Below are 19,916 nucleotides of genomic sequence, written 5' to 3' on the forward strand. Positions count from 1 at the left end.
TTCAACCGCGCCTCAATGCCACCTCTGGATAAATTGTTTTCGCCGCGCTGATTATTGATAATCGTTATGTAAATAAAAACATAACGAGTGGGAATATCGATGCAAGGAAAAATGAAGTTTACGCTGGCCGCCGTGCTGGCACTGCAGTTTGCTCATGCGGCGATGGCGCAGGATATTCGCGTCACCTACGCCGGCTCGATGGGTAAAGTGATGGATCAGGGGCTAGGCCCGGCGTTTGCCAAAGCGCAAAGCGGCGATTATCAGGGCCAAGGCCAGGGCGCCTACGGCATGGCGCGCCTGCTGGCCAGCCACAAGCTGACCGCCGACGTTTTCATTTCCATTACCCCGGGTCCGATGCAAATCCTCAAAGACGCCGGGCTGATCGACGAGGCGATACCGGTCGCCAGCACCAGCATGGTGGTCGCGTACAGCCCCAAAGGAAAATATGCCGCGCAGTTTGCCGCGGCGAATAAAAACCAGGACGCCTCGTGGCTGAAGCTGCTGGCGCAGAAAGACGTCAGCTTTGGCCGCACCGACCCGTACGTCGATCCTAAGGGTCAGAATATCGTCTTTACCCTGCTGCTGGCCGAGAAGTATTACCGCCAGCCTGGCATCAGCAACAAAATCCTCGGCGAGCTGCAAAACCCGGCGCAGACCCATCAGGAGGGCGGCCTGCTGAGCCGTCTGGAGAGCGGCCAGGTTGACGCCGCGGCGGGCTACGAGAGCGAAGTGCTCTCCGCCCACCTGCCCTACGTCGCCCTGCCCGATGAGATTAACCTCAGCAACCCGGCGATGGCGAAGCAGTGGTACGACACCGTCAGCTTCACCATTAAGGACAGCGCCGGTAAAGACCAGACGCTGCATACCCAGCCGCTGGTGTTCTACGCCGCAGTGCTGAAAAATGCGCCGAACGGCGTGGAACAAGGAGAGAAATTCGTCCAGTTCATGCAAAGCGCGCAGGGGCAGCAGCTGTTTAAACAGTACGGCTACGCCGCGGCAAAAGGGGAAAACCTATACGCCAGATAAAAGGCGCGGGACGCATTGCCGGCTGGCTCGCGCTGCCGGCTCTTCTACTGCTCAGCGTCCCCTTTATTACCCTCATTAGCGTCACGCCGTGGCAGCATCTGCGGCTGGCCTGGCGTGACGACGATGCGCTCCTCGTGTCGATGGGGCTGGGGTGCCTGGCGCTGGCGACGATCGTGGCGATAGGCCTGCCGACCGCCTGGTGGCTGTCGCAGGCCAGCGGTCGTCGGCGTTTGCTGGCGGAACTGCTGATGATGATCCCGCTGCTGACGCCGCCGCTGGCGATGGGGATTTTACTGGTCTCGGCCTACGGCCCTTACGGGCTGGCCGGACAGTGGCTGACGCGGGTGGGGATCACGCTGGTGAACAATCCCGCCGCCTTTGTCCTGGCGCAGGTCTACGGCGCGCTGCCCTACTTTATCGTGGTCGCCCGCTCCGCCTTCGCCACGGTGCCGAAGGCGATCCTTGAGGCCGGACAAACGCTGGGGGCTACGGGCTGGAATCGCTTTCGTTTTCTCGCCCTGCCGATAGCGCTGCCGGGGCTGGCCTCGGCGGTGGCGCTGGCCTGGGTGCGCGCCGTCGGCGAGTTTGGCATTGTGATGATCTTTGCCTATTTCCCCCAAGGGATCCCGGTCAAACTCTATACCAATCTGCAAAACGACGGCGTTGACGCGGTTTATACCCTGCTGTGGATGCTGCTGATCGTCACCCTGCCTCTGCCGCTGGCCTGCTTTGCGCTGGGAAGAGGCGCAACGTGGCGGCGAAAATCGCCGCCGGCGGTTACAGGCTAAAAGGTAGCTCAATCCCGACACTGGCGCCCAGATCGTCGCTGTTGCTGTGGTTAGCGTCGGTATACCACAGGGAGGTGCTGAGACGCACGGTGGGCATCACGTCCCCGCTCCAGCCTAACTGCACGCCTTTTAGGGTATCGGCGTGCGGGAAGGCTTTATTAATCCGCTGATTTTTCGGGTTCACTTCGGCGTAAACCAGCCGCGCGCTCCAGCGCTGATTCTCCTCCGTCACCAGTTCGACCTTACCGGCGTACAGACGCCCGTCGCCGCCCATCGCGTCGCCAAGCGGGTAGCCCTGCTGGTAGTAGCCGTCTTTGTAGATAAAGTGGTTATAGATGTAGTTGGTGCGCCCCATATTCGAGCGGGTATCGTGCGCCTCCAGATACCAGTTAATCGCGCTGCTGTTCCACTGGTGATGCCCTTCTACGCCGCCGAGGTAAAGATGGGCGGACGGCAGGTACCCGGCCTCATCCTCGCCAATCATCTGCCCGTAGACGCTCACCGGCCAGCCGGTGGTCGGCGCCAGCTTGAGTTTAAAATCAAATCCCGCCAGCTGATTGCCCGGATCGTCCGCCGAATCACCGGTGTTATCTCGCCCGGTAAGCCCCTCCCAGAAGCTGCCAAAGGAGGACGGGCGACCCTCGCCGCCCCACTGCATAATGCGCGAAGCGCCCAGCTCCAGGGAGGTAAAGGGGGATACCGTCAGGCGGCCGCCAAAAATTTTAGTATGCGGTACCGCCGCGTACTGGCTCATCTGGCTGGCGGAAAGCTGGTACTGCCAGGGGCCAATCCAGCTTAGCCAGGCGTTCTCCGGAGCCCGCTGTTCGGCACGCTGCAGCAGAAAACCGGTCATCGGCCGCGCGGCGTCGGAACGAATCAGGCTCCCCTCATAGCCGGGCCCCCACCACTGCGGAATTTGGCCAAACGCCAGCCACTGGTTCCACAGCTTCAACGCCCCGTAGGCGCCGTTGGCGTTAACGTAGGAGCTATTGCCGATGCGCTTGTCTCCTTCAACGTTGCCCTGCAGGTGCAGATCCCACCATTCGCCGCTGTTATTGAGCGCGACGGAGAGCGAGTGGTCGGCAGGATAAGACCCGGCAAAGCCCTGCGGCGTTCCCGGCCGGTCGGTTGAGCTATAGCCGGTGACGCGCAGGTCGGCTTTTAGCGCCCTCAGACGCTGGTTCACCCGGCTCAGCACCACCCTCTCTGCGGGCGTTGCCGGATGAGCGTTGGCCAGCGCGCGGCCGATCTCCTCTTCGCTCAGGGGCCATGTCGATAAACTCAACGACAGGGTTCCGCGATCGGATAGCCAGGCTAAATCATTGCGGACGTCGTTATCGGCCAGAACCAGACCAGAGGCAAAGCCTGCGGGACTCAAAACGGCCGCAAGCCCCAGAGAAAGCGCACTACGCGCGAAAAATTTCATCTTCCCAGCTCCATTTCAGGCGCACGGGCGCCGGAGAATTTCCTTAAAGGGTGAGCAGGTAAGGTAATTGACTGAAACTAAACGAATCGCCAACCAGCGCCACAACGGCGTGGGGCGAGAAAGGATGCCGCTCCGCAGGAGAGCGGCGCCGGGAGCTACAGCTTGTGATGCAGATAATCGCTCATGCGTGAGAATACGCCGCCCTTGCCAACGCTTTCCAGCGTCACCAGCGGCCAGTGGGCCACGACCTTGTCGCCGTCATAGAGCGAAATTTCGCCGACCCGCTGATTGGCGGCGATCGGTGCTTCAAGCTCTTTCTGATCCAGCACATATTTGGCCTTGATCCGCGAAACCTCCGACTTCGGCAGCGCTAGCCAGAAGTCCTGGTCGGTGCCGAGCTGGATCTGGTCCTTATCGCCATACCAGATGTGCTCGCTGCCGACTTTTTTGCCTTTTTGCAGGACCTGGACGGTGTCGAAGTTTTGCTGGCCCCAGTGCAGCAGTTTGGCCGCCTGCTGCTCGCGTCCTTTCGGGCTCTCGGCCCCCATCACCACCGCAATCAGGCGGCGCTGGCCGTCAACGGCAGAAGCAATAAGGTTAAAACCGGCGCCAGAGGTGTGGCCGGTTTTCAGGCCATCGACGTTCATGGTTTTATCCCACAGCAGACCGTTGCGGTTCTGCTGGGTGATCCCGTTCCACGTCAGGCTTTTCTGACTGTACATGTGGTACACGTCAGGCTCGCCGTGAATAATCGCCCGCGACAGGACCGCCAGATCGTAGGCCGAGCTATGCTGCCCCGGCGCGTCCAGCCCGTGTACGGTTTCAAAATGGGTATCCTGCAGGTGCAGTTTTTGCACGTATTCGTTCATCAGGGCGACGAACTGCGGCTGGCCACCGGCAACGTAGTCGGCCAGCGCCACGCAGGCGTCGTTCCCGGAGTCAACGATAAGCCCGCGGCTTAAATCGCGGACGCTGAGCCGATCGCCGGGCTTGAGGAACATCAGCGATGAACCATCGAATACCGGGTTGCCCTTCGCCCAGGCATCTTTGCCGACGGTGACCATATCGTCAAAGGTGATGCGGTGGCTGTCGATGGCGCGGTCAACGACGTAGCCGGTCATAAGTTTCGTCAGGCTGGCGGGGTTGCGCTGCTGATGTTCGTTACCGGCGGTCAGGATCTGACCGGTGGTGTAGTCCATCAGCACCCAGGAGCCTGCCTGAATGGAAGGCGGCGTCACGGTGACGGGAAAATCATTCGCGGCAAAGGCGCAGGAAACGCTCGAAGCGAGCAAAGTTACAGCAATAAAAAAACGGCCTTTCAACGGCATATCCTCAAGATTTACAGATCCGCCGTCCTTTTTACGGAAATTCTCCTTTCATATCATGGTTTAATTGCAAGAAAATATGACACGATAAACGCCCTGCGCGGCCGACGCCCTTCTGATGCCCGGGCAAATCGTTTACCATAGCGCATCATACTTCAGCAGCATATGCGTTGGCGTTATGACACGGCTCTTCCCTGAGCACCGGCCTTACGGGCCGCTGCGACACGGCGTGCAGATCCGTTGCGGACAGATTTGTCGCTTACCGCGAACGATTTAGAGTACGGACGCCAACCACCACGGAAAATAGACAGACTATGCAAGATAGCGCCAATCAGCCCGGATTTTTATTCCACGACTACGAAACCTTTGGCACCCGCCCGTCCCTTGACCGGCCGGCGCAGTTTGCCGCTATCCGCACCGATGCGGATCTTAACGTTATCGGCGAGCCCGAGGTTTTCTACTGCAAGCCGGCTGACGACTATCTGCCGCAGCCGCAGGCGGTAATGATTACCGGCATCACGCCGCAGGAAGCGATCGCCAAAGGCGACAACGAAGCCGCCTTTGCCCGCCGCATTCACGACCTGTTCACGGTGCCAAAGACCTGCATTGTAGGCTACAACAACGTGCGTTTCGATGACGAAGTCAGCCGCAATATTTTCTATCGCAACTTCTACGATCCCTACGCCTGGAGCTGGCAGCACGATAACTCGCGCTGGGACCTGCTGGACGTGATGCGCGCCTGCTACGCGCTGCGCCCGGAAGGCATCAACTGGCCGGAAAACGACGACGGCCTGCCCAGCTTTCGCCTTGAGCATCTGACCGTGGCCAACGGCATCGAGCACAGCAACGCCCACGATGCGATGGCCGACGTGTATGCCACTATCGCCATGGCGAAACTGGTCAAAACCCGACAGCCTCGCCTGTTCGACTACCTTTACACCTTCCGCAACAAGCGCAAGCTGGCGACGCTGATTGACGTGCCGCAGATGACGCCGCTGGTCCACGTCTCCGGGATGTTCGGCGCCGCGCGCGGCAACACCAGCTGGGTGGCTCCGCTGGCGTGGCATCCGGATAACCGCAATGCGGTGATTATGGTTGACCTTGCCGGCGATATGTCGCCGCTGCTGGAGCTGGACGCCGACGCGCTGCGCGAGCGGCTGTATACCGCCAAAGCCGACCTCCGCGACCTGCCGGCGGTACCGATCAAGCTGGTCCACCTCAATAAGTGCCCGGTGCTGGCCAAGGCCAATACGCTGCGCCCGGAAGATGCGGAGCGTCTGGGCATCGACCGTCAGCGCTGTCTGGATAACCTGCAGCTGCTGCGCGGCCAGCCGCAGGTGCGGGAAAAAGTGGTGGCCATTTTCGCCGAAGCGGAGCCGTTTGTGCCTTCCGATAACGTCGATACCCAGCTCTACAACGGCTTCTTCAGCGATGCCGACCGCGCGGCGATGAAGATTGTGCTGGAGACCGATCCGCGCAACCTGCCGGCGCTGGACATTACCTTCGCCGACCCGCGTATCGAGCGCCTGCTGTTTAACTATCGCGCGCGAAACTTCCCGGGCAGCCTTGATGAAGCCGAGCAGCAGCGCTGGTTAGAGCATCGTCGGGAGGTGTTTACGCCGGAGTTTTTGCAGGCTTATGCCGATGAGCTGCAAACCCTGCAGCAGCAGTATGCTGACAATAACGAGAAGCTGATGCTGGTGAAAGCGCTGTGGCAGTACGCGCAGGTTATTGTTTAGAATAAATAAATTCCCGGACTGCGCAACGCAGGCCGGGAACGGTTATTTACCCTTTCGCGCGGCTGGCGATAATCGCCTCCGCCACGTTACGCGGGGCCTCCGCGTAATGATGGAACTCCATGCTGTAGGTCGCCCGCCCCTGGGACATCGAGCGTAGCGTCGTGGAATAGCCGAACATCTCGGCCAGCGGCACGTCGGCGCGAATAATCTGGCTGCCGAAGCGCTCTTCCATCCCCTGCACCATGCCGCGGCGGGAGGAGAGATCGCCCATAATATTACCGGCGTACTCTTCCGGCGTTTCCGCTTCCACATGCATCACCGGTTCGAGGATCACCGGGTCGGCCCTGCGCGCCCCCTCCTTGAAGCCGAAAATGGCCGCCATGCGGAAGGCCATTTCCGAGGAGTCGACGTCGTGGTACGAACCAAAAGTCAGGGTCGCTTTGACGTCCACCACCGGATAGCCTGCCAGCACGCCGGTGCCCATCGCTTCACGCAGGCCCTTTTCCACCGAAGGAATGTACTCCCGCGGCACTACCCCGCCTTTGGTGGCATCTTCAAAGACGAAGCCGCTGCCGGGCTCCAGCGGTTCGAGAGTCAGCACCACGTGGCCGTACTGCCCCTTACCGCCGGACTGGCGGACGAACTTGCCTTCCACCTCTTTCACCGTTTTGCGGATCGTCTCGCGGTAGGTCACCTGCGGACGGCCGATGTTCGCCTCAACGCCAAATTCGCGCCGCATCCGGTCAACGATAATTTCCAGATGCAGCTCGCCCATCCCGGAAATAATCGTCTGCCCGGACTCCTCGTCGGTGTGCAGGCGGAACGACGGATCTTCCGCCGCCAGGCGCTGCAGCGCGATGCCCATTTTCTCCTGATCCGCTTTGGTTTTCGGCTCAATAGCCAGCGAAATCACCGGCTCCGGAAACTCCATCCGCTCCAGGGTGACGATCGCATTCGGATCGCACAGCGTATCGCCGGTGGTGACGTCTTTCAGGCCAACGCAGGCGGCGATATCGCCGGCGTGCAGCTCGTCCACCTCGTGGCGATCGTTGGCGTGCATCAGCACAATGCGGCCGATACGCTCTTTTTTACCTTTAACCGGGTTATAGACCGCATCCCCTTTCTTCAGGGTGCCGGAATAGACGCGGATAAAGGTCAGCTGGCCCACGTAGGGGTCGGTCATCAGCTTGAACGCCAGCGCCGAAAGCGGCTCATCGTCAGCAGGATGACGCTCCGCCGGCCGGCCCTGCTCATCAACGCCCTGAATCGCCGGGATATCCAGCGGGGACGGCATCAGTTCGATGACCGCATCGAGCATCCGCTGGACGCCTTTATTCTTAAAGGCGCTGCCGCACAGCACCGGCTGGATCTCTCCGGCAACGGTGCGCTTACGCAGCCCGGCGACGATCTCAGCTTCGCTCAGATCGCCGGTTTCGAGATATTTGTCCATCAGCTCATCGCTGGCTTCCGCCGCCGCTGAGACCATCTTCTCCCGCCACTGGCCGGCGGTTGCCAGCAGCTCATCCGGCACCGGCGCATAGCTGAAGGTCATCCCCTGGGTCGCATCGTCCCACAAAATGGCGCGCATTTTGATGAGGTCAACGACCCCAACGAAATGCTCCTCGGCGCCGACGGGAATCACCACCGGCACCGGGTTGGCCTTCAGGCGGTCGATCATCATCTGCACCACGCGGAAGAAATCGGCGCCGGGGCGGTCCATTTTATTGACGAAGGCCAGCCGCGGGACGTGATACTTATTCGCCTGCCGCCAGACGGTTTCCGACTGCGGCTGCACGCCGCCGACGGAGTCGTAGACCATTACCGCGCCGTCGAGCACCCGCATGGAGCGCTCGACTTCAATGGTAAAATCGACGTGCCCTGGGGTGTCGATGATATTAATCCGGTGCGGCTCAAAGCTGCGGTCCATGCCGGGCCAGAAGCAGCTCACCGCGGCGGAGGTAATGGTTATGCCGCGCTCTTGCTCCTGCGCCATCCAGTCGGTTGTTGCCGCGCCATCGTGCACTTCACCCAGCTTATGGCTCATTCCGGTATAGAACAGAATGCGCTCAGTGGTGGTGGTTTTACCGGCATCGATATGCGCGGAGATACCGATGTTGCGATAACGTTCGAGGGGGATGGGTCGGGGCATGATGCGTCCTTAGTCATTTTGACTGTCAGTGAGCGGCGAAACGGCCGCGGTTCGTTCAACGGCATCCATCATAGTACAACTGTACGAGTATATTCGAACTATTTTTGCTATCGTTACTATCGGTGAAGCTGCAGCACCGCGCGTGGCTTTAGCGATTGAGTTTGGGTATATTACCGGCCAGCCGCCGATACGGGCTGCTGTTCCGCGGAACAGAGCAACCGCCGACACAGGAATATTATGATCGCCAATCACCCCGAACGTGAACAAATCCGCCTTGAAAATGTTCTTTTTGCCCTTGGCAATCCGATGCGGCTGGAGATTATTCGCATCCTCGCCGACGGCAGCGAACAGAGCTGCAACGCCCTGCGCCATGAAGACGTTGCCAAGTCCACCATGACCCACCACTGGCGCGTGCTGCGCGATAGCGGCGTGATATGGCAGCGCCCGCAGGGGCGGGAGAATATGATTTCTCTACGCCGGGAGGATCTGGAGGCGCGTTTTCCCGGACTGCTGGATACGCTACTCAGAGTGATGCGCCAGGAAGCGCAGAAGTGACGGAAACAAAAAAGCCGGAGGTCTCCCCCCGGCTTTTTTCATTCTGATGCGCGATCAGGCAATGTCTTCGTACTGCGGAACCGGGTTGCGGAAGCGACGGGTCACGCAGGCCAGATAAACCAGGCCGATGGTGCCCCAAATCAGGCCCAGCACCATAGAGCTCTGCTCCAGGTTGACCCACAGTGCGCCAACGGTCAGCGCGCCACAGGTTGGCAGCACCAGGTAGTTAACGTGGTCTTTCAGAGTCTTGTTACGCTTCTCGCGGATCCAGAACTGCGAAATAACCGATAGGTTAACGAAGGTGAAGGCCACCAGCGCCCCGAAGTTAATCAGCGCCGTCGCGGTCACCAGGTCGAATTTAATCGCCAGCAGCGCAATTGCGCCAACCAGCAGGACGTTAAACGCCGGGGTACGCCATTTCGGGTGAACGTAGCCAAAGAAGCTGGTCGGGAATACGCCGTCGCGGCCCATCACGTACATCAGACGGGAAACGCCCGCGTGTGCGGCCATACCGGAAGCCAGAACGGTCACGCTGGAGAAGATCAGCACGCCCCACTGGAAGGTTTTGCCCGCCACGTACAGCATGATTTCAGGCTGCGACGCGTCCGGATCTTTAAAGCGCGAGATATCCGGGAAGTACAGCTGCAGGAAGTAAGAGGCGCCGATGAAGATCATCCCGCCAATCAGCGCGGTCAGGAAGATAGCCTTCGGGATCACGCGCTCGGCGTCTTTGGTCTCTTCAGACAGAGAAGAGATACCGTCAAAGCCGAGGAACGAGAAGCACAGAATGGTCGCACCGGTAATCATCGGCACCACGTGGGCCCCTTCGGACCAGAACGGACGGGTGCTGGTCAGCGTACCGGCGCCTTCACCGTGCATGATACCGTAGATAATCAGGCCGACGATAACCGCCACGATACCCATCTGCAGAACCACAATCAGGGTATTGAAGTTCGCCACGGCCTTGATGCTGCGCAGGTTGGACACGGTCATAAAACCGACCAGCGCAACCACGAAGATCCACGACGGAACGGAAGGCATCAGCGCTTCAAAGTAAATCTTCGCCAGCAGGATGTTGATCATCGGCATAAACAGATAGTCGAGCAGCGATGACCAGCCAACCATAAAGCCAACGGCCGGGCTGATAGATTTCTGAGCGTAGGTGTAGGCGGAGCCTGCCGACGGAAAACGACGAACCAGTTTACCGTAGCTCAGCGCCGTGAAAAGAATTGCGATCAGCGCGAAGGCGTAGGCCGTCGCAACGTGACCGTCAGTCAATCCAGAGACGATACCAAACGTATCGAACAGCGTCATCGGCTGCATATAGGCCAGGCCCATCATGACAACCGGAATCAACGTAAGGGTTTTACGTAATTCCACGCGAGAGGTTTTTGGAGTAGCGTTAGGCGACATTGTGGTCATCCCCTTTTACGGCGAAAGCCATCGCGTAAGCAAAAAATTGCCCCATTTCTGTGTATTCCTCAGCGACAACAACTGTCGGTTTTTAGTAAATATCTATCCGGTACGAAGCCCGGCCTCTTGGTATTGAATGATGTGTCTTTAAAGCAAAAAAATAACCGACACTTTAAAAAGCGTCGGCTAGTTTCTGTTTTTCAGGCCGCGTATTTTGCAACATTTACTGGCCGGATGACAAGCCGTTGAAGAGCCAAAAAATTGCAGAAATTATTTAACAGCCTAATATTCATACAATTTTAGTATTGTATATCCTGCGAATAGCATTATTTGCTAAAACAGCATTCTGCCACCATTTGCTGGCGAGGCCGGATGCGTCCTCATGCCAGCCAATCCACGCCCGGTATAGCGGCTGATGGGCGGCAACCTCCTTCATTATCAGCTCGCCGCGGTCAAGCTGGGTTTGGGCCAGGTAGCGCGGCAGATAGCCCCAGCCAAGACCGGCGGAAACCAGCGCCAGCAGGCCGGGAAAATCAAACGCCTCCAGATTCTCCCGATCGTCAGCGGACGGCCAGCCGCCGCCGCAGATAATGGCCCGGTGGCGCTTCATCACCCGCCAGCTCAGCGGTTCCGGCAGCTGCGCCAGCGGATGCTGCGGGGCGACGACAAAAATATGCTCCAGCTCGCCTAGCGAAGTGAAACCGTAGCCGCTGAGGGCTGGCGGATCGCTTAACGCGCCGACCACGATATCCGCCCTCCCTTCGACCAGCGCCTCCCAGCGGCCGCTAACGGTCTCGCGGCTAAAGCGCAGCTGCGCCAGCTGGTGCTGCTGATAAAACTGGCCCACCAGCGGTGCCAGTAAAGAGAAGGGAAAGGTGGCGTCCACGGCAATGACCAGCGCGTTTTCCCAGCCCTGGTGCAGCTTAATCGCCTGTTTTTCCAGCTCCCGCGCGGTGTGGAGCACTTCGCGCCCCTTTTCCAGCAGCAGCTGGCCGCTGGGGGTAAAGCGCGCGCGGTGTCCGCTGCGGTCAAGCAGCTGAATATTAAGATCGCTTTCCAGCTTATGAATGGTGTAGCTCAGCGCGGAGGGCGTTTTATAAAGCTTTGCCGACGCCGCGGCAAAGCTCCCCTCTTTTTCCAGCGCATCGAGAATAACGAGGACATCCAGCAGTGGTTTCATCGCCGCCCCCTTACGGTTCGCGATTTCCCGCTGACTGATTACTCCATCGGCATGACCAGCGGGTCCGGGTACTGATACTCAAACCCCAGCTCGTAGCAGATGCGGTTGCCGTCGATAATCTTGCCGCTACCGCCGTCCGGGTTATCGGCAAACACCGGTGCCGGCAGGCCAAGTTCGCGGGCCATCTGCGGATAGAAGACGCCGCGAGCGGGATGCTTTGGCGCACATATATTATAGATGTGTCCGCCCTTCGGGGCCTGCAGCAGCAGCTCAATCGCGGCGATAACGTCCTGCAGATGGACCAGATTGACCCCCTGCTGGCCGTCCGGCGCCGACTTACCGGCAAAGAAACGTCCCGGATGGCGCGATGGCCCCACCAGCCCGGCAAGGCGTAAAATATCGACCGAGGTTCCCGGAAGGTTATGCAGCCAGTCCTCCAGCTCTTTAAGCACCCTGCCGCTGGCGGTTTGCGGATTGCGGGGGGCACCCTCTTTCAGGGTGCCGCTGGCGTTGCCATATACCGAGGTAGAGCTGGTAAAAATTATCCGCGGAACGTGGTGGGCTAACGCGGTATCCACAATTTCCTGCACCGCCTGCAGGTAGAAATCCTCCCCCGGCCCGGTACGGCGAGCCGGCAAGGTGATCACCAGCGCATCGACGTTCATTAATGCATCCAGATCTTCGGTGTCGCAAACCAGCTGCGGTTCAAGACGCAGCGGATAGCCGTCAATTCCGCACATCCGCGCCGCCTCCACGCCATCCTGCGTCGTCTTACTGCCGGTCACCTCCCACCCACGCGCCATCAACGACAGCGCAAGGGGCATACCCAACCATCCTAATCCGACAATCGCGACCTTTTTCATACTCTGGCTCCTGGCTCTTTCGCTGTGCTGACTTAAGGCTACGCCAGCCGGCGGCGGCTGACAATTTCTTCGGTGAATATGAAATGAATTAATGATAGTAAAAAGCCCTTGCTTTATGCCGCTGAACTGGTTTAGGTTAAAGGCATCAAATGCATAGTCATTCAAAGAGAATTTTATGAACTGCGTTCAATCTAAAAACCACCATCATCACCATCATCCTGACTAGTCTTTCAGGCGATGTGTGCTGGAAGACGTTTGGATCTTCCAGAGGTGCATGAACGCAAAGAGAGCCCCCGGAAGATTTACTTCCGGGGGCTTTTTTTTGAATTAAATTCGGACAGATTCAGACAGGTATAAGAGGAAAAGAAGAATGTTAGACAACAGCCGTTTACGCATAGCTATTCAAAAATCAGGCCGCCTGAGCGAAGATTCACGCGAATTATTGAGCCGCTGCGGCATCAAAGTGAATCTGCACACCCAGCGCCTGATTGCGCTGGCAGAAAATATGCCGATCGATATTTTGCGCGTGCGTGATGACGATATCCCGGGCCTGATTATGGACGGCGTGGTCGATCTGGGCATTATCGGCGAAAACGTGCTGGAAGAAGAGCTGCTGAGCCGCCGCGCTCAGGGCGAAGATCCGCGCTACTTCACCCTGCGTCGTCTGGATTTCGGCGGCTGCCGCCTGTCGCTGGCCACGCCGGCGGACGAGCGCTGGGACGGCCCGGCGGCGCTGGACGGCAAGCGTATCGCCACCTCCTACCCGCACCTGCTGAAGCGCTACCTCGATCAGAAAGGCATTTCGTTTAAGTCCTGCCTGCTGAACGGCTCCGTTGAAGTCGCCCCGCGCGCGGGCCTCGCCGACGCGATTTGCGACCTGGTCTCTACCGGCGCCACCCTCGAAGCCAACGGCCTGCGCGAAGTGGAAGTGATGTTCCGCTCCAAAGCCTGCCTGATTCAGCGCGACGGCGACATCGCCGATGCCAAACAGCAGCTGATTGACCGCCTGCTGACCCGCATTCAGGGCGTGATCCAGGCCCGGGAATCGAAATACATCATGATGCACGCGCCGACCGAGCGCCTGGAAGAAGTGGTGGCCCTGCTGCCTGGCGCCGAGCGTCCGACGATCCTGCCGCTGGCGGGCGATAAGCAGCGCGTAGCGATGCACATGGTCAGCAGCGAAACCCTGTTCTGGGAAACCATGGAAAAACTGAAAGCGCTCGGCGCCAGCTCGATCCTGGTTCTGCCGATTGAGAAGATGATGGAGTAATCCAGCCAGCACGGGCCCCGCCGGGCCTGTCTCAGAGAGTAAACAGGGGAAACGATCATGAGCTTCAACACAATCATCGACTGGAATAGCCGTAGCGCCGAACAACAGCAACAACTATTAATGCGCCCGGCAATTTCCGCTTCCGACAGCATCACGCGCACCGTTGCTGAGATCCTTGATAACGTTAAACAAAACGGCGACGCGGCGCTGCGCGAGTACAGCGCAAAGTTTGATAAGACCGACGTCAAGGCGCTGAAGGTCAGCGACGAAGAGATTGCCGCCGCCGGCGAGCGCCTGAGCGACGAGCTCAAGCAGGCGATGGCGGTTGCGGTACGCAATATTGAAACCTTCCACAACGCCCAGCAGCTTCCGGGCGTGGACGTTGAGACGCTGCCGGGAGTGCGCTGCCAGCAGGTCACCCGCCCCATCGCCTCCGTCGGCCTCTATATTCCCGGCGGCTCGGCGCCGCTGTTCTCTACCGTATTAATGCTGGCAACGCCGGCGCGCATCGCCGGCTGTCAGCAGGTGGTGCTGTGCTCCCCGCCGCCTATTGCCGACGAAATTCTCTATGCCGCCCAGCTGTGCGGCGTGCGTAACGTCTTCAACGTCGGCGGCGCGCAGGCGATTGCGGCGCTGGCCTTCGGCAGCGAATCAATTGCCAAAGTGGACAAAATCTTTGGCCCGGGTAACGCCTTCGTTACCGAGGCTAAGCGTCAGGTCAGTCAGCGTCTCGACGGCGCGGCGATCGACATGCCCGCCGGTCCGTCAGAAGTTCTGGTAATTGCCGACAGCGGCGCGACGCCGGACTTCGTGGCCTCAGACCTGCTGTCGCAGGCCGAGCACGGCCCGGATTCGCAGGTTATTCTGCTGACCCCGGATGCTGAAATGGGCCGCCGCGTCGCCCAGGCCGTTGAGCGCCAGCTGGCGGAGCTGCCGCGGGCGGAAACCGCGCGCGAGGCGCTCTCAGCCAGCCGCATTATCGTGGCGCGCGATCTCGCGCAGTGCGTGGAGATCTCCAACCAGTACGGCCCGGAGCACCTGATTATTCAGACCCGCAGGGCGCGCGAGCTGGTTGACAGCATCACCAGCGCCGGGTCGGTGTTCCTCGGCGACTGGTCGCCCGAGTCGGCGGGCGATTATGCCTCCGGCACCAACCACGTGCTGCCGACCTACGGCTATACCTCTACCTGTTCCAGCCTCGGCCTGGCGGATTTCCAGAAGCGCATGACGGTGCAGGAGCTGTCCCGCGAAGGTTTTTCCGCCCTGGCGTCAACGATTGAAATTCTCGCCGCCGCCGAGCGCCTGACCGCCCACAAAAATGCCGTTACGCTGCGCGTTGCAGCGCTTAAGGAGCAAGCATGAGCATCGAAGATTTAGCCCGCGCTAACGTCCGTGACCTGACGCCATACCAGTCTGCTCGCCGCCTGGGCGGTAACGGCGACGTCTGGCTGAACGCCAACGAATTCCCGACCGCGGTTGAGTTTCAGCTGACCCAGCAGACCCTCAACCGCTATCCGGAATGTCAGCCGAAAGCGGTGATTGAGAACTACGCCCGCTATGCCGGGGTTAAGCCCGAGCAGGTGCTGGTCAGCCGCGGCGCCGATGAGGGTATTGAGCTGCTGATCCGCGCCTTCTGCGAGCCGGGACAGGACGCGGTGCTCTACTGCCCGCCAACCTACGGCATGTACAGCGTCAGCGCCGAGACTATCGGCGTGACCTGCCGGACGGTGCCAAGCCTGAGCGACTGGCAGCTCGACCTGCCGGGCATTGCCGCCAGCCTCGACGGCGTAAAGGTGGTCTTCGTCTGCAGCCCCAACAACCCAACCGGGCAGATAATTAACCCGGACGATTTGCGCGCCCTGCTGGAGATGACCCGCGGCAAGGCGATCGTGGTGGCCGATGAGGCCTATATCGAATTCTGCCCGCAGGCGACGCTGGCCGGCTGGCTGAGCGACTATCCGCACCTGGTGGTGCTGCGCACGCTGTCGAAAGCCTTTGCGCTCGCCGGCCTGCGCTGCGGCTTTACGCTGGCCAACGCCGAGGTGATCAACCTGCTGATGAAGGTTATCGCCCCCTACCCGCTCTCCACCCCGGTCGCCGATATCGCCGCCCAGGCGCTCAACGAGCAGGGTATTGCCGCCATGCGCGCACGCGTCGCGCAGATCGTTGACGAGCGTGAGTACCTGGTTGGCCAGTTGCGCAACATCGCCTGCGTTGAACGCGTGTTCGACTCCGAGACCAACTACGTGCTCGTGCGCTTCAAAGCCTCCAGCGCGGTATTTAAATCTTTGTGGGATCAGGGCATTATCTTACGAGACCAGAATAAACAACCCTCATTAAGCGGCTGTTTGCGTATCACTATCGGTACCCGAGCAGAGAGCCAGCGCGTGATTGACGCTTTGACTGCGGAGAATGTATGACCCAGAAGTTTCTCTTTATTGACCGTGACGGTACGCTGATTTCCGAGCCACCGGTTGATTTTCAGGTAGACCGTTTTGAAAAGCTGGCCTTTGAGCCGCAGGTGATCCCCGCGCTGCTGAAGCTGCAGCAGGAAGGCTATCGGCTGGTGATGATCACCAATCAGGATGGTCTGGGCACCGACAGCCTGCCGCAGGATGAGTTTGACGGCCCGCACAACCTGATGATGCAGGTATTTGCTTCCCAGGGCGTGAACTTTGAAGAGGTGCTGATTTGTCCGCACCTGCCGACGGAAGGCTGCGACTGCCGCAAGCCGAAAACCCAGCTGGTGCTGCCGTGGCTGGAAGAAGGCGTGCTGGACAAAGCCAACAGCTACGTCATCGGCGATCGCGCCACCGACATCGAGCTGGCGGAAAATATGGGCATTATCGGCCTGCGCTACGACCGCGAGACCCTCGACTGGCCGACCATCTGCGAGCAGCTCACCCGCCGCGACCGCTATGCCCACGTTGAGCGCATCACCAAAGAGACCCAGGTCGATGTGAAGGTCTGGCTGGATCGCGAAGGCGGCAGCAAAATCCACACCGGCGTCGGCTTCTTCGATCATATGCTCGATCAGATAGCCACCCACGGCGGCTTCCGCCTGGAGATTAACGTCGGCGGCGACCTCTATATTGACGATCACCACACGGTGGAAGATACCGGCCTGGCGCTGGGCGAAGCGCTGAAGCTGGCGCTGGGCGATAAGCGCGGCATCAATCGCTTTGGCTTTGTGCTGCCGATGGACGAGTGCCTGGCCCGCTGCGCGCTGGATATTTCCGGGCGTCCGCACCTCGAATATAAGGCCGATTTTGCCTATCAGCGCGTCGGCGATCTGAGCACCGAGATGGTGGAGCACTTCTTCCGCTCGCTCTCCTACACCATGGCGGTGACGCTGCACCTGAAAACCAAAGGGAAGAATGACCATCACCGCGTCGAGAGCCTGTTTAAGGCCTTTGGCCGCACGCTGCGTCAGGCTATCCGCGTCCAGGGCGACACGCTGCCATCTTCGAAAGGGGTGCTGTAATGAACGTGGTGATCCTCGATACCGGATGCGCCAACCTCAATTCGGTGAAGTCGGCAATTCTCCGCCACGGCTATCAGCCGGCGGTGAGCCGCGATCCGGACGTGGTGCTGCGCGCCGACAAGCTGTTTTTACCCGGCGTGGGCACCGCCCAGGCGGCGATGGACCAGCTGCGCGACCGCGAGCTGATTGAGCTGGTGAAGGCCTGCACCCAGCCGGTGCTGGGGATCTGCCTCGGCATGCAGCTGCTTGGCCGCCGCAGCGAAGAGAGCAACGGCGTCGATCTGCTGGGCATTATTGACGAAGACGTGCCGAAGATGACCGACCACGGGCTGCCGCTGCCGCATATGGGCTGGAACCGCGTGTACCCGAAAGCGGGGAATCGCCTGTTCAGCGGCATCGAGGACGGGGCCTATTTCTACTTCGTCCACAGCTACGCGATGCCGGTCAATCCGCACACCATCGCCCAGTGCAACTACGGTGAGCCGTTCACCGCCGCGGTACAGCAAGATAACTTTTTTGGCGTGCAGTTCCACCCGGAGCGCTCGGGCAGCGCCGGCGCCCAGCTGCTGAAAAATTTCCTGGAGATGTGATGATAATTCCGGCTTTAGATTTAATTGACGGCACGGTAGTCCGCCTCCACCAGGGCGATTACGGCCAGCAGCGCGACTACGGTAACGATCCGCTGCCGCGCCTGCAGTCCTACGCCGCCCAGGGCGCGGAAGTACTGCACCTGGTCGACCTGACCGGCGCGAAAGATCCCGAAAAGCGTCAGATTGCGCTGCTCAAAACGCTGGTTGCCGGCGTTGACGTACCGGTACAGGTCGGCGGCGGCGTGCGTACGGAAGAGGACGTCGCGGCCCTGCTCGATGCCGGCGTCGCGCGCGTGGTGGTAGGCTCTACGGCGGTGAAATCGCCGGAGACGGTGAAGGGCTGGTTCAAACGTTTCGGCCCGCAGCATCTGGTGCTGGCGCTCGACGTACGTATCGATGCAGAAGGTAATAAGCAGGTGGCGGTCAGCGGCTGGCAGGAAAACTCCGGGGTAACCCTTGAGGAGCTGGTGGAAAGCTATCTGCCGGTTGGCCTGCAGCACGTGCTGTGCACCGACATCTCCCGCGACGGCACCTTAGCCGGTTCCAACGTCTCTTTATATGAAGAGGTGTGCGCTCGCTATCCGCAGGTCGCGTTCCAGTCCTCCGGCGGCATCGGCGATCTTAACGATATCGCCGCGCTGCGCGGAACCGGCGTTCGCGGCGTCATTGTCGGGCGCGCCCTGCTGGAAGATAAATTCAACGTAACGGAGGCCATTCAATGCTGGCAAAACGGATAATCCCCTGCCTCGACGTTCGCGACGGCCAGGTAGTGAAAGGCGTGCAGTTCCGTAATCATGAAATCATCGGCGATATCGTCCCGCTGGCGAAGCGCTACGCCGACGAAGGCGCGGATGAGCTGGTCTTCTACGATATCACCGCCTCCAGCGACGGTCGGGTGGTCGATAAAAGCTGGGTTTCCCGGGTGGCGGAAGTTATCGATATTCCGTTCTGCGTCGCCGGCGGGATTAAATCGCTGGAAGACGCGGCGCAGATCCTCTCTTTTGGTGCAGACAAGATTTCGATTAACTCCCCTGCCCTGGCCGATCCGACGCTGATTACCCGCCTCGCCGATCGCTTTGGCGTGCAGTGCATCGTGGTGGGTATCGATACCTGGTTCGACGCCGATACCGGCAAGTATCATGTTAATCAGTACACCGGCGACGAAGCCCGCACCCGGGTGACCCAGTGGGAAACTATCGACTGGGTAGAGGAAGTGCAGAAGCGCGGGGCCGGAGAGATCGTGCTGAATATGATGAACCAGGACGGCGTGCGTAACGGCTACGATCTTGCGCAGCTGAGCAAAGTCCGCGCCGTGTGCCACGTGCCGCTGATCGCCTCCGGCGGCGCCGGCACGATGGAACACTTCCTTGAAGCCTTCCGCGACGCCAACGTCGACGGCGCGCTGGCCGCGTCGGTGTTCCACAAGCAGATTATTAATATTGGTGAACTAAAAGCGTACCTGGCAGCACAGGGCGTGGAGATTAGGGTATGTTAACTGAACAGCTGGACTGGCAAAAAACCGACGGCATGATGCCGGTCATCGTACAGCACGCTATTTCCGGCGAAGTGCTGATGCTTGGCTACATGAATCAGGAAGCGCTGGCGAAGACCGAAGAGAGCGGAAAGGTGACCTTCTGGTCGCGCACTAAACAGCGTCTGTGGACCAAGGGCGAAACCTCCGGCAACTTCCTCAACGTGGTGAGTATCACGCCGGATTGCGACAACGATACCCTGCTGGTGCTGGTTAATCCGATTGGCCCAACCTGCCACAAGGGCACGTCCAGCTGCTTCGGCGAAGCGGGACACCAGTGGCTGTTCCTGTATCAGCTGGAGCAGCTGCTGGCCGAGCGTAAACACGCCGACCCGGAGAGCTCCTATACCGCGAAGCTGTACGCCAGCGGCACCAAGCGCATTGCGCAGAAGGTTGGCGAGGAAGGCGTGGAAACGGCGCTGGCCGCCACGGTGCATGACCGGTTTGAGCTGAAGAACGAGGCCTCGGACCTGATGTATCACCTGATGGTGCTGCTGCAGGATCAGGAGCTCTCTCTGGAAGACATCATCGCCAACTTAAAAAGCCGTCATCAGTAAGCCTGACGGATTTAAGGCAT

General features: G+C 59.8%; 20 protein-coding genes and 1 other annotated feature. Of the genes, 13 read left to right on the forward strand and 7 right to left on the reverse strand.

Features of this window, described 5'->3' with window-relative positions; genetic code table 11:
- The first annotated feature begins 111 nt into the window (after window positions 1–111).
- Together EDF75_RS09820 and EDF75_RS09825 are read left to right on the forward strand one after the other, a co-directional pair.
- Window positions 112–1,026, forward strand: coding sequence for an extracellular solute-binding protein (locus tag EDF75_RS09820; RefSeq protein ID WP_133598893.1), 915 nt, complete (start codon window positions 112–114; stop codon window positions 1,024–1,026).
- 14 nt (window positions 1,027–1,040) lie between these two features.
- Complete coding sequence (locus EDF75_RS09825; RefSeq protein ID WP_133598895.1) at window positions 1,041–1,814, forward strand: molybdate ABC transporter permease subunit; 774 nt, start codon at window positions 1,041–1,043, stop codon at window positions 1,812–1,814.
- Here EDF75_RS09825 and EDF75_RS09830 read toward each other — a convergent pair.
- Window positions 1,804–3,240: a capsule assembly Wzi family protein gene (locus EDF75_RS09830; protein WP_133598897.1), complete on the reverse strand. Its 1,437-nt coding sequence runs from the start codon at window positions 3,238–3,240 to the stop codon at window positions 1,804–1,806. The genes EDF75_RS09825 and EDF75_RS09830 overlap by 11 nt on opposite strands.
- Before the next feature lie 155 nt (window positions 3,241–3,395).
- Window positions 3,396–4,562, reverse strand: a complete 1,167-nt coding sequence (gene dacD, locus EDF75_RS09835; RefSeq protein WP_045859491.1) for a serine-type D-Ala-D-Ala carboxypeptidase DacD — start codon at window positions 4,560–4,562, stop codon at window positions 3,396–3,398.
- Window positions 4,563–4,879: 317 nt separating this feature from the next.
- On the opposite strand from dacD, the gene sbcB reads away from it, so the two are divergent.
- Window positions 4,880–6,304 (forward strand): exodeoxyribonuclease I, encoded by a 1,425-nt coding sequence (sbcB, locus tag EDF75_RS09840; protein ID WP_133598901.1) that lies wholly within the window; start codon window positions 4,880–4,882, stop codon window positions 6,302–6,304.
- A 46-nt stretch (window positions 6,305–6,350) separates the two neighbouring features.
- Here the strand turns inward: sbcB and fusA are convergent, their stop codons facing one another.
- On the reverse strand, window positions 6,351–8,453 hold the full coding sequence (fusA, locus tag EDF75_RS09845) for an elongation factor G (RefSeq protein ID WP_133598903.1): 2,103 nt from the start codon (window positions 8,451–8,453) through the stop codon (window positions 6,351–6,353).
- Window positions 8,454–8,690: 237 nt separating this feature from the next.
- Here fusA and EDF75_RS09850 point away from each other — a divergent pair, with 237 nt between their 5' ends.
- Complete coding sequence (locus tag EDF75_RS09850; RefSeq protein ID WP_045859498.1) at window positions 8,691–9,008, forward strand: ArsR/SmtB family transcription factor; 318 nt, start codon at window positions 8,691–8,693, stop codon at window positions 9,006–9,008.
- A gap of 54 nt (window positions 9,009–9,062) precedes the next feature.
- On the opposite strand, the gene EDF75_RS09855 is transcribed toward EDF75_RS09850, so the two are convergent.
- The 4 genes from EDF75_RS09855 to EDF75_RS09870 form a co-directional block, all read right to left on the reverse strand.
- Entirely contained in the window at window positions 9,063–10,421 is a 1,359-nt protein-coding gene (locus EDF75_RS09855; RefSeq protein ID WP_133598905.1) for an APC family permease, read from the reverse strand.
- Entirely contained in the window at window positions 10,411–10,476 is a 66-nt protein-coding gene (yoeI, locus tag EDF75_RS27590; protein WP_115193916.1) for a membrane protein YoeI, read from the reverse strand. Before yoeI ends, EDF75_RS09855 begins: the two co-directional genes overlap by 11 nt.
- 234 nt (window positions 10,477–10,710) lie before the next feature.
- Window positions 10,711–11,601: a LysR family transcriptional regulator gene (locus EDF75_RS09865; protein ID WP_133598907.1), complete on the reverse strand. Its 891-nt coding sequence runs from the start codon at window positions 11,599–11,601 to the stop codon at window positions 10,711–10,713.
- A gap of 38 nt (window positions 11,602–11,639) precedes the next feature.
- Entirely contained in the window at window positions 11,640–12,464 is an 825-nt protein-coding gene (locus EDF75_RS09870) for an SDR family oxidoreductase (protein ID WP_133598909.1), read from the reverse strand.
- A gap of 175 nt (window positions 12,465–12,639) precedes the next feature.
- Here EDF75_RS09870 and hisL point away from each other — a divergent pair, with 175 nt between their 5' ends.
- The 9 genes from hisL to hisIE all read left to right on the forward strand — a co-directional run bounded on the left by hisL (window position 12,640) and on the right by hisIE (window position 19,896).
- Window positions 12,640–12,690 (forward strand): his operon leader peptide, encoded by a 51-nt coding sequence (gene hisL, locus EDF75_RS09875; protein WP_115193915.1) that lies wholly within the window; start codon window positions 12,640–12,642, stop codon window positions 12,688–12,690.
- Window positions 12,666–12,788: a sequence feature (His leader region), on the forward strand. Its footprint overlaps the gene before it by 25 nt.
- Before the next feature lie 46 nt (window positions 12,789–12,834).
- Window positions 12,835–13,734: an ATP phosphoribosyltransferase gene (hisG, locus tag EDF75_RS09880; protein ID WP_041146363.1), complete on the forward strand. Its 900-nt coding sequence runs from the start codon at window positions 12,835–12,837 to the stop codon at window positions 13,732–13,734.
- A 57-nt stretch (window positions 13,735–13,791) separates the two neighbouring features.
- Window positions 13,792–15,096, forward strand: coding sequence for a histidinol dehydrogenase (gene hisD / locus EDF75_RS09885; RefSeq protein WP_133598911.1), 1,305 nt, complete (start codon window positions 13,792–13,794; stop codon window positions 15,094–15,096).
- The gene (hisC, locus tag EDF75_RS09890) at window positions 15,093–16,154 is read left to right on the forward strand and encodes a histidinol-phosphate transaminase (protein ID WP_133598913.1); all 1,062 of its coding nucleotides are present in this window, start codon (window positions 15,093–15,095) and stop codon (window positions 16,152–16,154) included. Before hisD ends, hisC begins: the two co-directional genes overlap by 4 nt.
- Complete coding sequence (gene hisB / locus EDF75_RS09895; RefSeq protein ID WP_118842210.1) at window positions 16,151–17,218, forward strand: bifunctional histidinol-phosphatase/imidazoleglycerol-phosphate dehydratase HisB; 1,068 nt, start codon at window positions 16,151–16,153, stop codon at window positions 17,216–17,218. Before hisC ends, hisB begins: the two co-directional genes overlap by 4 nt.
- Entirely contained in the window at window positions 17,218–17,808 is a 591-nt protein-coding gene (gene hisH, locus EDF75_RS09900) for an imidazole glycerol phosphate synthase subunit HisH (RefSeq protein WP_076945657.1), read from the forward strand. The genes hisB and hisH overlap by 1 nt, the downstream gene beginning before the upstream one ends.
- Complete coding sequence (hisA, locus tag EDF75_RS09905) at window positions 17,808–18,545, forward strand: 1-(5-phosphoribosyl)-5-[(5-phosphoribosylamino)methylideneamino]imidazole-4-carboxamide isomerase (protein WP_076945658.1); 738 nt, start codon at window positions 17,808–17,810, stop codon at window positions 18,543–18,545. Before hisH ends, hisA begins: the two co-directional genes overlap by 1 nt.
- Entirely contained in the window at window positions 18,527–19,303 is a 777-nt protein-coding gene (gene hisF / locus EDF75_RS09910) for an imidazole glycerol phosphate synthase subunit HisF (RefSeq protein ID WP_133598915.1), read from the forward strand. Before hisA ends, hisF begins: the two co-directional genes overlap by 19 nt.
- On the forward strand, window positions 19,297–19,896 hold the full coding sequence (hisIE, locus tag EDF75_RS09915) for a bifunctional phosphoribosyl-AMP cyclohydrolase/phosphoribosyl-ATP diphosphatase HisIE (RefSeq protein WP_133598917.1): 600 nt from the start codon (window positions 19,297–19,299) through the stop codon (window positions 19,894–19,896). Before hisF ends, hisIE begins: the two co-directional genes overlap by 7 nt.
- The last annotated feature ends 20 nt before the right edge of the window (window positions 19,897–19,916 follow it).

Origin of the sequence: Klebsiella sp. BIGb0149 (assembly GCF_004362605.1) — a bacterium.
Taxonomy (GTDB): Bacteria; Pseudomonadota; Gammaproteobacteria; order Enterobacterales; family Enterobacteriaceae; genus Klebsiella; species Klebsiella terrigena.